The 13334-nt window shown below is 56.6% G+C and carries 16 protein-coding genes, 1 tRNA gene and 1 pseudogene; 8 read left to right on the top strand and 10 right to left on the bottom strand.

Going from position 1 to position 13334, the window contains the following annotated elements; genetic code table 11:
* Window positions 1-5: 5 nt before the first annotated feature.
* From cydX to E2L05_RS09410, 3 genes are read left to right on the top strand one after another with little or no spacing between them, the layout of a single operon-like run.
* Complete coding sequence (cydX, locus tag E2L05_RS09400; RefSeq protein WP_133342661.1) at window positions 6-143, top strand: cytochrome bd-I oxidase subunit CydX; 138 nt, start codon at window positions 6-8, stop codon at window positions 141-143.
* 42 nt (window positions 144-185) lie between these two features.
* Window positions 186-1175, top strand: coding sequence for an SLAC1 anion channel family protein (locus E2L05_RS09405; protein ID WP_243721926.1), 990 nt, complete (start codon window positions 186-188; stop codon window positions 1173-1175).
* 25 nt (window positions 1176-1200) lie between these two features.
* Window positions 1201-1641 (top strand): hypothetical protein, encoded by a 441-nt coding sequence (locus tag E2L05_RS09410; RefSeq protein WP_133342662.1) that lies wholly within the window; start codon window positions 1201-1203, stop codon window positions 1639-1641.
* A 136-nt stretch (window positions 1642-1777) separates the two neighbouring features.
* Here the strand turns inward: E2L05_RS09410 and E2L05_RS09415 are convergent, their stop codons facing one another.
* Window positions 1778-2095, bottom strand: a complete 318-nt coding sequence (locus E2L05_RS09415) for an antibiotic biosynthesis monooxygenase family protein (protein ID WP_133342663.1) — start codon at window positions 2093-2095, stop codon at window positions 1778-1780.
* Between the two features lie 134 nt (window positions 2096-2229).
* Here E2L05_RS09415 and E2L05_RS09420 point away from each other — a divergent pair, with 134 nt between their 5' ends.
* Window positions 2230-3057 (top strand): hypothetical protein, encoded by an 828-nt coding sequence (locus tag E2L05_RS09420; RefSeq protein ID WP_133342664.1) that lies wholly within the window; start codon window positions 2230-2232, stop codon window positions 3055-3057.
* A gap of 1 nt (window position 3058) precedes the next feature.
* Here E2L05_RS09420 and E2L05_RS09425 read toward each other — a convergent pair whose 3' ends face one another.
* Window positions 3059-3526, bottom strand: coding sequence for a DUF427 domain-containing protein (locus tag E2L05_RS09425; protein WP_133342665.1), 468 nt, complete (start codon window positions 3524-3526; stop codon window positions 3059-3061).
* Window positions 3527-3749: 223 nt separating this feature from the next.
* Here E2L05_RS09425 and E2L05_RS09430 point away from each other — a divergent pair, with 223 nt between their 5' ends.
* Window positions 3750-4256 carry a HugZ family pyridoxamine 5'-phosphate oxidase gene (locus tag E2L05_RS09430; RefSeq protein WP_133342666.1) on the top strand — a complete coding sequence of 169 codons (507 nt, stop codon included), beginning with the start codon at window positions 3750-3752 and terminating at the stop codon, window positions 4254-4256.
* Between the two features lie 15 nt (window positions 4257-4271).
* Here E2L05_RS09430 and E2L05_RS09435 read toward each other — a convergent pair whose 3' ends face one another.
* The 6 genes from E2L05_RS09435 to E2L05_RS09460 all read right to left on the bottom strand — a co-directional run bounded on the left by E2L05_RS09435 (window position 4272) and on the right by E2L05_RS09460 (window position 8918).
* The gene (locus tag E2L05_RS09435) at window positions 4272-4832 is read right to left on the bottom strand and encodes a hemerythrin domain-containing protein (protein WP_133342667.1); all 561 of its coding nucleotides are present in this window, start codon (window positions 4830-4832) and stop codon (window positions 4272-4274) included.
* Between the two features lie 85 nt (window positions 4833-4917).
* Window positions 4918-5622, bottom strand: a complete 705-nt coding sequence (locus E2L05_RS09440; RefSeq protein WP_165971723.1) for a hypothetical protein — start codon at window positions 5620-5622, stop codon at window positions 4918-4920.
* A 234-nt stretch (window positions 5623-5856) separates the two neighbouring features.
* Window positions 5857-7188, bottom strand: coding sequence for a trigger factor (gene tig, locus E2L05_RS09445; RefSeq protein ID WP_133342669.1), 1332 nt, complete (start codon window positions 7186-7188; stop codon window positions 5857-5859).
* Window positions 7189-7214: 26 nt separating this feature from the next.
* Window positions 7215-7299: transfer RNA gene (locus E2L05_RS09450), tRNA-Leu, on the bottom strand.
* Window positions 7300-7413: 114 nt separating this feature from the next.
* The gene (locus E2L05_RS09455) at window positions 7414-8286 is read right to left on the bottom strand and encodes an NAD(P)H-hydrate dehydratase (RefSeq protein WP_243721927.1); all 873 of its coding nucleotides are present in this window, start codon (window positions 8284-8286) and stop codon (window positions 7414-7416) included.
* A complete protein-coding gene (locus E2L05_RS09460; RefSeq protein ID WP_165971724.1) occupies window positions 8283-8918 on the bottom strand; it encodes an NAD(P)H-hydrate epimerase in 636 nt (211 codons plus the stop codon). Before E2L05_RS09460 ends, E2L05_RS09455 begins: the two co-directional genes overlap by 4 nt.
* 164 nt (window positions 8919-9082) lie before the next feature.
* Between E2L05_RS09460 and E2L05_RS09465 the strand changes: the two genes are divergently transcribed.
* Entirely contained in the window at window positions 9083-9421 is a 339-nt protein-coding gene (locus E2L05_RS09465; protein WP_133342671.1) for a P-II family nitrogen regulator, read from the top strand.
* A gap of 65 nt (window positions 9422-9486) precedes the next feature.
* Window positions 9487-10893, top strand: coding sequence for a type I glutamate--ammonia ligase (glnA, locus tag E2L05_RS09470; RefSeq protein ID WP_133342672.1), 1407 nt, complete (start codon window positions 9487-9489; stop codon window positions 10891-10893).
* A 370-nt stretch (window positions 10894-11263) separates the two neighbouring features.
* On the opposite strand, the gene E2L05_RS09475 is transcribed toward glnA, so the two are convergent.
* Window positions 11264-11941, bottom strand: a complete 678-nt coding sequence (locus E2L05_RS09475) for a LysR family transcriptional regulator substrate-binding protein (RefSeq protein ID WP_243721929.1) — start codon at window positions 11939-11941, stop codon at window positions 11264-11266.
* Between the two features lie 66 nt (window positions 11942-12007).
* A pseudogene (locus E2L05_RS21070) lies at window positions 12008-12124 on the bottom strand (LysR family transcriptional regulator); the annotation flags it as partial.
* 156 nt (window positions 12125-12280) lie between these two features.
* Here E2L05_RS21070 and E2L05_RS09480 point away from each other — a divergent pair.
* Window positions 12281-13000 carry a putative quinol monooxygenase gene (locus E2L05_RS09480; RefSeq protein ID WP_133342673.1) on the top strand — a complete coding sequence of 240 codons (720 nt, stop codon included), beginning with the start codon at window positions 12281-12283 and terminating at the stop codon, window positions 12998-13000.
* Window positions 13001-13334 lie beyond the last annotated feature (334 nt).

The raw sequence follows: 13334 nt of genomic DNA on the forward strand, positions 1-13334 counted from the left end.
ACACGATGTGGTATTTTGCTTGGCTGCTTGGCCTGCCGCTGGCCGCTATGTTCGCCGTTCTGAACGCGATCTGGCTGGAAATGAAGGAAGACGCGCATCTCGTCAGGGATGCCGAAGACACAGAAAGTCAGGGAAACACCTGACGCGCCGCCCCTGAGATCAGGGGCCGGCAAAAGGACAAGACAATGACCGATATGCTTACCCAGGTGCAGACACCGACAGACGACACCAGGCTTGCACATTTTCCAGTGACTTTCTTCGCCTCGGCGATGGGGCTCGCGGGGTTTGCGTTGGCCCTTCACAAGGCGGAAACGGTGCTCAATACAGGGCATCTGGCCAGCCTTGGAGCAGTGGTGCTTGCGACACTTGTCTTCGTGCTGATCGCCAGCCTGTTCGGGGTCAAGGTTTGGCGTCATTCCGCCGCGGTAAAGGCGGAGTGGCACCACCCGGTCACGTTGGCGTTCTTTCCGGCCATCTCGATCTCTATGCTGCTTCTTGCAACAGCGCTCGTCTCGGTCCTGCCACCAGTTGCGCTTTGGCTATGGGTGGCGGGCACCGCAGCCCAAGGCGTACTGACCCTTGCGGTTCTATCCGGGTGGATTGGGAAACGCAGCTTTCAGCCGATGCACATCTCACCTGCCTGGTTCATTCCGGCCGTGGGCAATGTGGTTGTTCCGCTGGCAGGGGTGCAACTGGGCTTTGTTGAAACTTCATGGTTGTTCTTTTCGGCAGGTCTGCTGTTCTGGATCGTTCTGCTGACGCTTGTGATGAACAGATTGATCTTTCACGATCCATTGCCGGGGCGGCTTTACCCGACGCTTGCCATTCTCATCGCCCCGCCGGCCGTTGCATTCACAAGTTGGCTTAACTTGAATGGCGGCGTGTTGGATCCTATGGCCCGCGTGCTTTTCGGGATCACGTTGACCTTCGCAGCCTTGGTGCTGACCCAAGTTCCCAGCCTCGCCCGACTGCCCTTTGCGATCTCTTGGTGGGCTCTCAGCTTTCCGGTTGCCGCACTGAGCATTGCCACACTGACCTATGGTGCGCTTGCGGATTCTGCCGCGCACACAGTGTCAGGCATCGGCGTCGTAGCTTTACTGACTGCCATCATCATGGGGCTTGTGCTGCGCACCAGCCTTGCCATCCGCCGTGGGCAAATCTGCCGACCCGGATAACCTCAACCCAGAAAAAGGAAATAGAATGAAACGTTTCTTGACCGCGGCGGTGCTGGCTGCGAGCGCCCTTGGTGTGACCTCTGCACGGGCTGAAGACCCGGCAAAGCTGGTGACCATTCTCACTGCACCAGAGCCACAAACCCAACTGATGGCAATGGTTTTGTCCTTTCAGGCTGCAAAACAGGGCGCCACGCCTCACATGCTTCTGTGTGGCCCCGCAGGGGATTTGGCCCTGAAGGACGCCCCTGCTTCGGCCACCGAGGGCCAGCCACCAAAAGACATGAGCCCGCAAAAGCTGATGCAAGCCATTATGGCGGAACCAGGGGCCAAGGTGGAAGTCTGCGCGATCTATCTGCCTGGCAAAGGGGCAGACGCCTCTGTGTTGCTTGATGGTATCGGCGTGGCCCAACCCGGCGCTATGGCAACGGCGATCATCGCACCTGACGCTCGCGTCATGAGTTTCTGAGGCGGGGCAGACCACACAAACAAGGGGCGCATCCCGTCACGCGCCCCTTGTGTCTGTCACAGGATGAAGATCGCATGCTCAATATGCGCAGCGAGCTGTTCGCAGAACAACCCGCTGTTCGGAATTCGCGAAAGACCTAGCCGAGCGTGTGCGCAACATCGTACATCACAGGCTCGAAGCTGCGGCACAGGGTGTTGATCCGGCGGTTTCGGATCCGCATTTCATCGCTGCGCAGCATCGCTTGAAAATCCTCGCGCCGTTCCCATTGGCTATAGTTGGCAATACGAGTCTGCGCATCGTTCACATGCAAAGCTGCCGCAACAAAGCCGGGCTGCTTGGAAATGAAGCTGTCATAGGCATCTCGCAAGTCATCGATTAGATCCTGACAGGTACCGGGCGTGACCTCAAACGTGGTGATGACGGTCTGATGCGGAGAGGTTTCGGTGATTTGCATATTGTGTCCTCCTTCCCAAACCTGCGCCCGCGATCACAGAAACGTCAAGCACGAAGCCTGCACGCGTGATCGCAACCGAGGCTTTAACGGTGCGTTAACCGTTCAAAGACAGCATATCCCCGAAAGGGGCATTCATGCGGGTCTGGTTGCAGGCAATTGTACTGTGTCTGTGCATGTCGCAGGCGTCCGCCGGTGCGTGGTCTCGCGACCCGGGAAGCGGGTTCGTTTCCCTTGGGTTCGAAGTTGCCACGACGCGGAGCGCCCTTAGTACGCAGGGGCTGCAGAATGACCCAAGCCCTGATTTCACCGGCTACAGATCGCTGTACGCAGAGTTTGGTGTCGCCCCGCGCCTGACCCTTGGAGTCGACGCCGGGCAAGACGACGCGGACAATGGCGCGTGGGCCGGCAGACAGCTCATGTCCCAATTTATCAGCCTACCCCGCACCACCGGCGAAGAAGACGCAACGGATTGGCCACAACGGCCGACATGGTCAGGCGTAGCTTTCATGCGCTATGCCTTGGCTGCGCCGGGCGCACGGCATCAATTCGCGGTACAACTTGGTATCGGTGCCCGTAGCTATGAACAAAGCGGCTTGTACTACGGTCTGGAAAAAATGGTGCAGGAACTGATTGTGCGCCCAGCCGCCGCATGGGGTATGGGCTTTGATGGACCGCTCGGCCCAGGATGGCTGTCGCTTGACGCATCAATAGAATTACGCCGCAAAACCGGCGGGCACGCTGTCAAACTCGACGCCATGGCCGGGCTGAGCCCGGAAGGGCGGTATACCTATTTTCTACAACTGCAAACCGGCGAGTACCCGAACGCAGCGCCATTCGCCAAATTGGTTCCGGGCGTTGCCATCCATTTGTGGGACGGCGTATCCTTGGAAACCAGCGCGATCTGGGGGCTAAATGGGACCGACGCCGTGGGGACAAAAGCGGCAATCTGGATAGAGTGGTAAGTCATCCACTCTCAGTCATGGCTGGCGTTTGAGTGATTCCGGTCAAGTTGGGGGTGATCCAACCAGCATCGTAGCCGTTGCTCTGCCGAAGCACTTTCTCGCGTCCTACAAAGCAAGCCTCCATCAAGTTGGCATAAACGGAAACGGCGTTTCGAATGGGTGCGAACTCTCCGTCTGCCTCTGGAAAGGCCCACGCAGCGCGGGCAGCATGGGCGTGCCCAACAACCACATGATAATAGCGTGCACGCCCCATCCACTGGCTTGTCATGTTCCCGGTTTTTGCAGGAACCAGCGTCCCAGGCAACCAATCCGCGATTGGGATGTAATAGGTGGGTGCGCACTCTTTTTCGCACACCAGCCAGCCCTCGATAGTGTCGGCCACGGTCACCCCTTTATAAACGACACGCAATCTATGTGTGACGGGTTCCAAAGATGGCGACTGCGGATAGTTTTCTAAACTCTCTTGCAATGCATGGACCTATAATCTGTGGTGCCGCGACAGAACCGCGACCCGCTCATATGAAATGTTGAATGGCTTTTAGAATAAGAAAGTACCAAAATAGGAAACAACCTTTACACGAATTTATAGCGCGAAAACAATCACTCTTCAACCTTTGTGATACGGTCCGAGGCCACGGCAAACTGCCAAAAGGATGCTTGAACAGGCTCTCAACCTGTTTACGATTGCCGCCATGGCAGACACATCACCGATCAATCCGACCACCGATGACGCACGCGAATTGGCATGCAAACTGCTTCGCGAAGCACGCTATGGGGCGGTTGGTGTGAGTGACCCAGCCACTGGCGCGCCGCAAGTCTCGCGTATCGCTGTTGCAACGGCGCCAGATGGTCAGCCACTGACATTGATATCTGATTTATCTGCGCACACGGTCGCCCTTAAACAGTCGCCTGCCTGCTCGCTACTTGTCGGGGAGCCAGGCACACGAGGGGACCCACTGACCCATCCACGCATCACGCTTGCCTGCAGGGCAGAGTTTATTGCGCATGGCGGTCCAGGCTGGGCAAATCTGCGCGAGCACTACTTACAACAGCATCCAAAGTCGCGACTGTATATCGATTTCACGGATTTCAGTTTTGCACGCCTTGTGGTTGACACAGCCGCGCTGAATGGTGGGTTTGGCAAGGCGTTTCACCTGACGGCCGATGACCTTGGCCTAACAGCACGCACACAGACCTGAAGCGGCGCGGTCACCCTATTTCAAACCGGTTTTCAGCACGACCGGAACGATCAAATCTTCCTCGTCGGTCAAATGCCGTTCCAGCAAAGGGGCGAGGCGTTCGATTTCGGCGTGGAATGCCCATGTGCTGTCGCGCGTCGGGTCCTCAACAACGACCCTGGCTGCGACCGAAAACCGGTCGAGCCAGTCATCAAGGGCGTGATGATCCTTGTCGAGCATATCAAAGCCGCGCAACAAACGCGGTTCCAACAATCGCATCTTTGGGAAATAAATGCTGTCCTCAATCGAATGATGCTCGTGCAGCGTTTCAATCAGCATACCGCCGAAACGCGACACCCGCGCGCCGAGCTTTTCAGCAGATATCTTTGCATCCAGCCGTAACTCTGTTTCTTCGGCCAGAGTATCCATGATCTGACGGAACAACAGATGGCGTTCCATCCAGAAGCTTGCAATGCCCTTAAAACCCGGATCACTTTCCCATCCCGCGCGCGGAAGTTCTTTCACCAGAACCCGAAGGGCATCCGGCAATCCCGAACGGGTTGCAAGCGCAAGTGGATCATCGTCAGACTGTGTCATTATAATCCACCGTAGCCGATAGTTTGATATTCCCCAAAAGCCTGATTGGGCCGATCACAGACGAGGCGCGCTCGTCACCCAAAGGTCACAACTGCTTTTCTAAGGATGCGAGCTGGTTACGCTCTTCGTGTTGACGTGTGTGTTCCCTTTCAGGGGTCGTTACATCATCCGCCGCGCTAGCGGGATCAGCAGCAGCCCCGGATAAGTCAATCACTGTCAATTCCAAAGCAGGCTCATTTGTAACGGCATAGCCGTGAACCGTAACGTTGCCATATCCATCCACGCTCAGGTTCAGATAGCCCAGATAGACTTCGGCGCACCGAATGAGCCGCAAAGGCAGAATACCACTAACAACTTCAGGACTGCGTGCCCATTCGCCGTAAAACAGGCTTGTTTTCAAGTTTCGCTGAGACCGTGCAAGCGTTTCAGCACGGTAAAACATGTCTGATCTACGGAACGTGTCCCCAGCTTTGATAGGTCCCCCAATGCCGATACCAACACCGGACTCGGCTGCGATCCTTAGCAATGTTGTAACTTCAAGCCCGCTCACCGGAGTCGAAGACGCGCCGCTGATCAACTCAAGTTTGACATCCACCGTCCCATTTTTGTCGAGATCAATTTCGACCATTCGTGGGACGTCGGATGCGATCTCGATCGGGTCCTGAAATATCGATATCGATTGTTCAGATGCCGCATTTCCGCCAGCAATGCACAACTCATCAGCCGCCACGGGTCTGACCGTAAAGGCAAGCCACATTGCAAGTACCGTGAGAAGGCGAACGGCGGTCAACACTGGAGTTCCTAACAAACGAATTAGAAACAAGTATAGCACTTTTGGCGCTGTAAAAAGCGCCCCGACGGGCCGCTATACTAATAACAAAAATGACTTCATCGGCGTATACTTTCGTTAAGCGCACTATACGAATGAGCAGGCTGGCAACGTTGACTCAACAAAAAAGGCCGCCCCACACCGGAGCGGCCTAAATTCAAATCACTGATGTCCGCGAAAAATGCGGCTCGATGATTATTCCTCGTCCAACGCTTCGACGGCTTTTTGAAGCTCGTCTTTTGTGACTTCTTTGTCAGTCACGGTGGACAGTTCGAATACGTAGTCGACAACCTTGTCTTCGAAAATCGGCGCACGAAGCTGTTGCTGCATCTGCTGATTTTGCTGGATGAACTCGAAGAATTGACGTTCCTGACCCGGATATTGACGCGCTTGCGCCATAACCGCTTGGGTCATCTCAGCGTCTGTCACTTCGATGTTGTTCTTCTGGCCCAGATCAGCAAGGAACAGACCAAGACGCACACGGCGCTCGCCCAGTTTTACGTGCTCTTCTGTCGCTTCGATTTCCGGGTGGTCGTGACCTTCCACGTCCTTGTGCTCGTCATGCCACAACTGGTGCGCGATCTGTTTCGCTTCCGCGTCAACCAAGGTTGGCGGCAACTCGAAGCTGATCAGGTCGTCCAGCTTGTCGAGCAAATCACGTTTCATGATGGCGCGCGATGCACCGCCATATTCGGCTTCAAGACGCTCGGAAATCTGCGTCTTGAGACCGGCCAAATCTTCTGCGCCGAATTTCTTGGCCAGCTCGTCATTGATTTCGGCTGCCTTCGGGGCCTTTACGGCTTTGATGGTGCACGTGAACACGGCTTCTTTGCCGGCAAGATGTTCGGCCTGATAATCAGCTGGGAAAGATACAGTCGCTTCGACCTCGGACCCTGCTTTGGCGCCGACCAACTGTTCTTCAAAACCCGGAATGAACGAATTTGACCCCAGAACCAGCGGGTAATCTTCTGCCGCGCCGCCTTCGAATGCTTCGCCGTCAATCTTGCCAACGAAATCCATGACGACTTGATCGCCATCTGCGGCAGCTTCGCCTTCGGCTTTGTCGTCGAAGTCTTGTGCTGTGGCTGCCAGATTCGCCAGCGCTTCGTCGACAGAAGCTTCGTCAGCTTTCACGACAAGCTTCTCAAGCTTGAGCCCGGACAGATCCGCGTCGGGGATCTCGGGCAGAGCTTCGTAGTTCAGCGACACAACAACATCGTCGCCTTGCTTCCAGTTTTCGTTCGTCATCTTGACGTCAGGCTGAAGCGCCGGGCGGTCGCCGGTTTCCTTGAAGTGGTCGGACATCGCGCCGTCGATGCTTTCCTGCATCGCTTCGCCCATGACCCGCTCGCCAAATTGCTTTTTGAGCAATGCCATAGGCACTTTGCCTTTGCGGAAGCCCTTCATCTCAATGCCGGGTTGGGCTTCGGTCAGCTTCTCCATAACCTTGGCATCAAGCTCGGCAGCCGTGAGAGTAATCTCGTACCCGCGCTTGAGGCCGTCCTTCAGGGTCTCGGTGACCTGCATGTATCTTCGTCCTTATATCCGTATCATGGTGCGGGTGAAGGGACTTGAACCCCCACGCCTTGCGGCGCCAGAACCTAAATCTGGTGCGTCTACCAATTCCGCCACACCCGCAAAAGCCAACGCCTGCCGACCTAGAGCCAACGAGCGAATTTCGGGCCTTCTAGCAAACGGTCACGGGGGATGCGAGGGGTAAAATCGCACCGCCGCCCTGCTGTGTTTCATCGCTCAGAGTTCAAGCTCCTCGAATACGGCCGGCAAGGCATCTGGCAGATCTTCTGCGATCAGCCCGGCGCCGATCAGACGCGCCGCGGCCGCGTGCAGCCAAGCCCCGGCTTCAGCAGCTTGAACCGGGGAAAACCCACGCGCCAAAAGCCCGGTTATAAGGCCTGCCAAAACATCCCCTGCCCCGGCAGTAGCCAACCACGGCACCGCGTCAGCGCCGGTAAGATGCAACTCGACCATGTGGCCCGATGGGTCGGCCACAAGCGTGACGGGCCCTTTGAGCAGTACGGTCGCACCACAGCGCGCGGCAGCAGCCATGACAGCCTCGCGGCGCGGGTCCAGTATTTGACCGCGCGACGCATCCTTCAACAACCTTGCCTGCTCTGGAAAGAGTTTCGCAAATTCGCCTTCATGCGGCGTCAAAACCGCCGCGCCGTGCAGCAGGCCGAATAATGCGCGCGGAGCATCTGCGAAACTCGTCAAGCCGTCAGCATCCAGCACGATTGGACGCCGCGTAGACAAGGCAACCCGCACCATGTTGCGCGATTCTGTGCCGCGCCCCAATCCGGGCCCGATACACAGCGCATTGATCCGCGCGTCGCCAAGGGCATCTTCCAGACCGGCGGACCCTTTCAGTTGACGGACCATAACAGATGTCAGTTGGGCGGCGTTTTCGGTCATGGCCTCAACCGGACACCCAACGGTGACAAGTCCCGCCCCGACCCTGAGTGCAGCCCGCGCCGCAAGGCGTGCCGCGCCGCCCTGCCCCGGTCCGCCTGCCACGACCAAGGCATGACCGTGATCATACTTGTGCTGATCAACGTTCTTCGCCAGGCGCGATGCCAATGCCGGGGACAGCCCGGTGACGCCGCTCACAACCCGATATCCACAACACGCACCACACAGCCGGACGATTCGAGGACAGAATGCACTGGCTTGCGTGAATGGAACGTAACCGTCAGGTCAGCCGGAAAAGCAATATCGCCCAGAATAGTCCCGGTATCAGTGTCATATCCGCTGGGCACATCTACTGACATCCGATGCGTGCTCGTCGGGACCGCCCTTAGAACACGCACCACGTCAGCATCCAGCGGGCGGGCCAAACCGATCCCAAACAATGCGTCCACGATCAAATCAGCCGACGCCATGGCATCAGCAGCGTCCGCAAGAGGGTGAACAGGACATTCCGCCGCCCACAAATCACGGTTGGCGCGGGCATCCGGCGGCAGACGTGTCGGCGCGCCTAGCGCGAAAACATCAACTTGCCAGCCACGCCCCGCGAGAATGCCCGCCATAACGTACCCATCGCCGCCATTGTTACCGGGACCGCACAATATGACAGCGCGTGAGATCGTGTCTTGAAGATCCGGCCACAGCGACAGTGTTTCGGCGACGGCCCGTTCTCCGGCACATGCCATCAGTTCAGCACCGGAAACACGCCCCGACATGATGGCGTCAGTTTCCAGTTTGCGCATTTCTGCGGCAGTCAGCACAGCATCGCGGCTCATATTCCCACTTCTTTTCATTTCGCCCATTTACAATGCGCTTTGCTCATTTTTTAACCTTTGCCATGGGAATCGTCCGAGTCTGCGAAACACGCAAAGCTTAGCCAATTGTAGCGGGCGGGTGGAAGTGTTCTCACCACATCCAACGCCAGTGCGGGGGAATTAGAATGAAGAAGATTGAGGCCATCATCAAACCGTTCAAGCTCGATGAGGTCAAAGAAGCTTTGCAAGACATCGGGGTCCAAGGACTGTCGGTCGTCGAAGTAAAAGGCTTTGGTCGCCAAAAGGGTCACACCGAGCTGTATCGAGGCGCAGAATACGTTGTCGACTTTCTTCCGAAAGTCAAAATTGAGGTCGTTTTGCCCGATGATCAAGCAGACGGCGCGATCGAAGCAATTCTAAACGCAGCTAAAACTGACAAAATTGGGGACGGGAAGATCTTTGTATCCACCGTTGATCAAGCGATCCGGATCCGCACCGGAGAAGACGGCGAAGCAGCCCTTTAAACCGCGCTGTCGCCATAGTCGACCAAAGGCGCAGCACTTCCATCAGTAAGAGGACCTGATACGAAATGAGCAAGGAAGCAGTTCTGAACACGATCAAGGAAGAGGGTGTCGAATACGTTGACATCCGCTTCACCGACCCACGCGGCGCGTTGCAGCACGTCACGGTCCTTGCGGACCTCGTAGACGAGGATTTCCTTGATGAAGGCATGATGTTCGACGGTTCGTCCATCGCCGGCTGGAAAGCCATCAACAATTCCGACATGAAGCTGATGCCAGACACGGACAGCGCGTATATTGATCCGTTCTACGCGGAAAAGACGCTCTGCCTGCACTGCACAGTGGTAGAGCCAGACACAGGCGAGCGGTACAGCCGTGACCCGCGCGGCACAGCAGAGAACGCAGAAGCCTACCTGATTTCGTCCGGTGTTGGCACCCAGGCGTTCATGGGTCCGGAAGCTGAATTCTTCCTGTTTGACGACGTCCGCTTCCAGGTTGGCATCAACAAGGTATCGTACCAGGTTGACGCGCAAGATGCGTCCTGGAACAGCGACACCGAATACGAAATGGGCAACATGGGCCACCGCCCTGGCGTCAAAGGCGGTTATTTCCCGGTAAACCCGGTTGATGACGCCCAGGACATCCGCGCCGAAATGCTCTCGACCATGAAGCGTATCGGCATGAAGGTCGACAAGCACCACCACGAAGTGGCATCGTGCCAGCACGAGTTGGGTCTTGTCTTCGGTTCGCTCACCAAGCAGGCCGACGAAATCCAGAAGTACAAATACATCGTCAAGAACGTGGCCCATGCCTATGGCAAGTCGGTCACTTTCATGCCCAAGCCGATCTCTGGCGACAACGGCACTGGCATGCACGTGAACATGTCCATCTGGAAAGACGGCAAGCCGCTCTTCGCAGGTGACAAGTACGCGGACCTCAGCGACGAAGCCCTGTACTTCATCGGCGGCATCCTGAAGCACGCCAAAACGCTGAACGCGTTCACCAACCCATCGACCAACAGCTACAAGCGCCTGATCCCCGGCTTCGAAGCCCCGGTTCTGCGGGCCTATTCGGCTTCCAACCGGTCCGGTTGCGTTCGCATCCCGTTCTCGGAAAGCCCCAAGGCAAAGCGCGTCGAAGCACGTTTCCCCGACCCATCGGCGAACCCCTACCTGTGCTTCGCCGCCCTGCTGATGGCCGGTATCGACGGGATCAAGAACAAGATCCACCCGGGCGAAGCCAACGACAAAGATCTGTACGACCTGCCACCCGAAGAATTGGCAGAAATTCCAACAGTTTGCGCCAGCTTGCGCGAAGCTCTGGAATGTCTTGAAGCTGACCACGATTTCCTGCTGGCAGGCGACGTGTTCACAAAAGACCAGATCGAAGGCTACATGGCCCTCAAGTGGGAAGAAGTGTACAACTACGAGCACACTCCGCACCCTGTCGAATTCAAAATGTACTACAGCTGCTGATCAACGTTTTTCAGACGCGGAAAAGGGCACCTTCGGGTGCCCTTTTTTTTTGCGTCTGGGGGCCATGAATTTCCGGGTCGGTATCACGTCGGTATTTTGTCGGTATCACGTCGGTGGATCGACTTGGGGGCGCAGCATGCCTTTGCCGAAAGCGAAGGGCTAGGTTCGGACTGGACATCGGCTACGAACGTCAGATCTAATCCCGTATTGACAGCGCCGATGGCAGATTGCTTCACGCTTGCAGCATGGCTGGGTCCGACGCGAACGGCCCAGAGCTGCCGTTCGACTTCATTGCAACGAAGGTCCACTTGGAGCCCAAAGTACCAGTTACTGCACTATGCGCGAATGTCGGCCATCAATGATACTACGCCTACACACGCGCAATCTCACGGATCAGATCATTTGTCTCTGGTCTCGTCGTTTGGTGCCGATAACGAAGAGCAGAAACAGTTCGCGAAATTTCAGGGCCGTCGATGAGTATCGAAACGAGGCCACTGTCTGCTGGAATTGCCGTGGTTGGCAAAATTACCGCGCCTAATCCCCGCCGCGCGAGTTCGACTAACCAATCCACGCGATTTGACCGATAGGCCGCGTAGAGTTCGTGACCTTGGTCTGCACATGCCCGATGCAACGCATCGCGCATTTCGCAATTGGGTCGATCGAGCATGTCAGTTTCAGCGAGTGTCGAAAGAGAAATAGCGTTTCGTCCAGACAACGGGTGCGACTTGGACACCACAACCTTGTAGGACTCGTCATAGAGCTGGTCTATTCGATAGAGGTCTTCACTGACCGTCGCCGCTGTGACAACGACGTCAAATTCACCCTCTCGCAATCCGGCCAGAAGCTTGGAGGCAGACGCCACGATCAACTCTATTTCGGCTTGCGGCAATCGTGTACGGAAGCGTTCCACGGCGGCTGAAATCCGGTTGTGACCAATCGTTTCGCCAACACCGACAGAAATAGGAACCCGCTCTAGTCGCGTGTGGCGGACGGCTTCTGCCTTAGCTGCCTGCGTTTCGTCATGCGCTTTCTGTAGCCTTGGCTGCATGAGTTTTCCGAGTGCCGTCAACCTGCATCCCGCGCGGTCCCTGACAAACAGATCACCCCCGAGCTCGTGTTCAAGTTTCTTGATCGCGGTCGTCAAGGACGGTTGGGAAACATTTGAGGCGCTAGCGGCATGAGTGAAGTTGCGATGCTGGCAGACAGCCAAAAAATACCTGATCTGGTTCATCTCCACTGCCACAGTCTCCGTCACTTGCCGCCATGAGGTTCACCATAGCACATGTCTATCAAAGAATAGAAGTTCGGGATTGGTGCCTGAGGCATTCGGCATGAGAAAAGGGTGCATCGAAACCAAACACAACAACCTCTCAATCAGGAGGCGACCATGAAAGCCCAAATACTCAAGACACTCGCCGCTTTGGCCTTGATCACGACATCTGCAGCCGCACAGGAAACCCCAATGGAAAATCACACTGCCAGCTACATCGCCATGCCCGCCGCTGAAGGCCAGACCGAAGCATTCGCCGAATTTCTGGCCGGAGCCGCCCCGATTGTCGCGGACACCGAACCAGGCACCGTGCTTTGGTTTGCCTTACAAGACGACGATACGCTCGCGATCTTTGATATCTTCGTGGATGAAGAAGCGCGCAATGCGCATTTCTCCGGCGCTGTGGCCGCGGCTTTGAACCAAAATGCCGACGCGCTGGTCGCCGGAGGCTGGGACGATGGTGTTGTCGCGAATATCAAAAATTCCGATGTTTTGTCGGTGAAGGAACCGGTTGATCTCTACTCGGCCACGACAGCCACGTACATCACGCTCGAAGCAGCACCCGGCAAAGGGCCGGAATTGGCAGCCTTGCTGACCGCAGCTGGTCCCATCGTCGGAGAAACCGAACCCGGCACATTGTTCTGGGCGGCGCTGCAGATTGACGAAACATCCTTCGCAATCTTCGACATCTTCACCAACAATGCTGGCCGTGAAGCACACTTTGCCGGTCAAGTCGCCGGGCTGCTGAACGAACGGGCAGCGGAGTTGGTCGCTGGCGGGTGGGACGACGGTGTGGTCGCTAACGTCCACAACTTCGACATCCTCGCCATCAAGTAACGCGATGTGACAGGAACAAGAGGCGCCTGGTGCAACGCATCAGGCGCTTTGCCGAACGAATTTAGATTCACCGTTAAGCGGTCGTTCGAGTAACTGCAGCGAATTAGCGCTTTGTTCGCATTGCTGACCTCCATCCTTTGTGCAGCGACCGTCCGCTCTCCGCCCTCCCTATCAGTTTCCGCGTCGGCGAAGGCAAAAGTCATTCAGACGCGGCTCACGGAAGCAAAGCTCCGCACAGCTGCCAGAGATATATATGGGTCAGCGCCCGAAGATGCCTCTCGCGCCCGGAACGATGGCCGCGCGAAAAAGGGGCCAGTGTGGCCCCTTCTGATCG

The sequence above is a fragment of the Meridianimarinicoccus aquatilis genome (assembly GCF_004358675.1).
Classification (GTDB): domain Bacteria; phylum Pseudomonadota; class Alphaproteobacteria; order Rhodobacterales; family Rhodobacteraceae; genus Meridianimarinicoccus; species Meridianimarinicoccus aquatilis.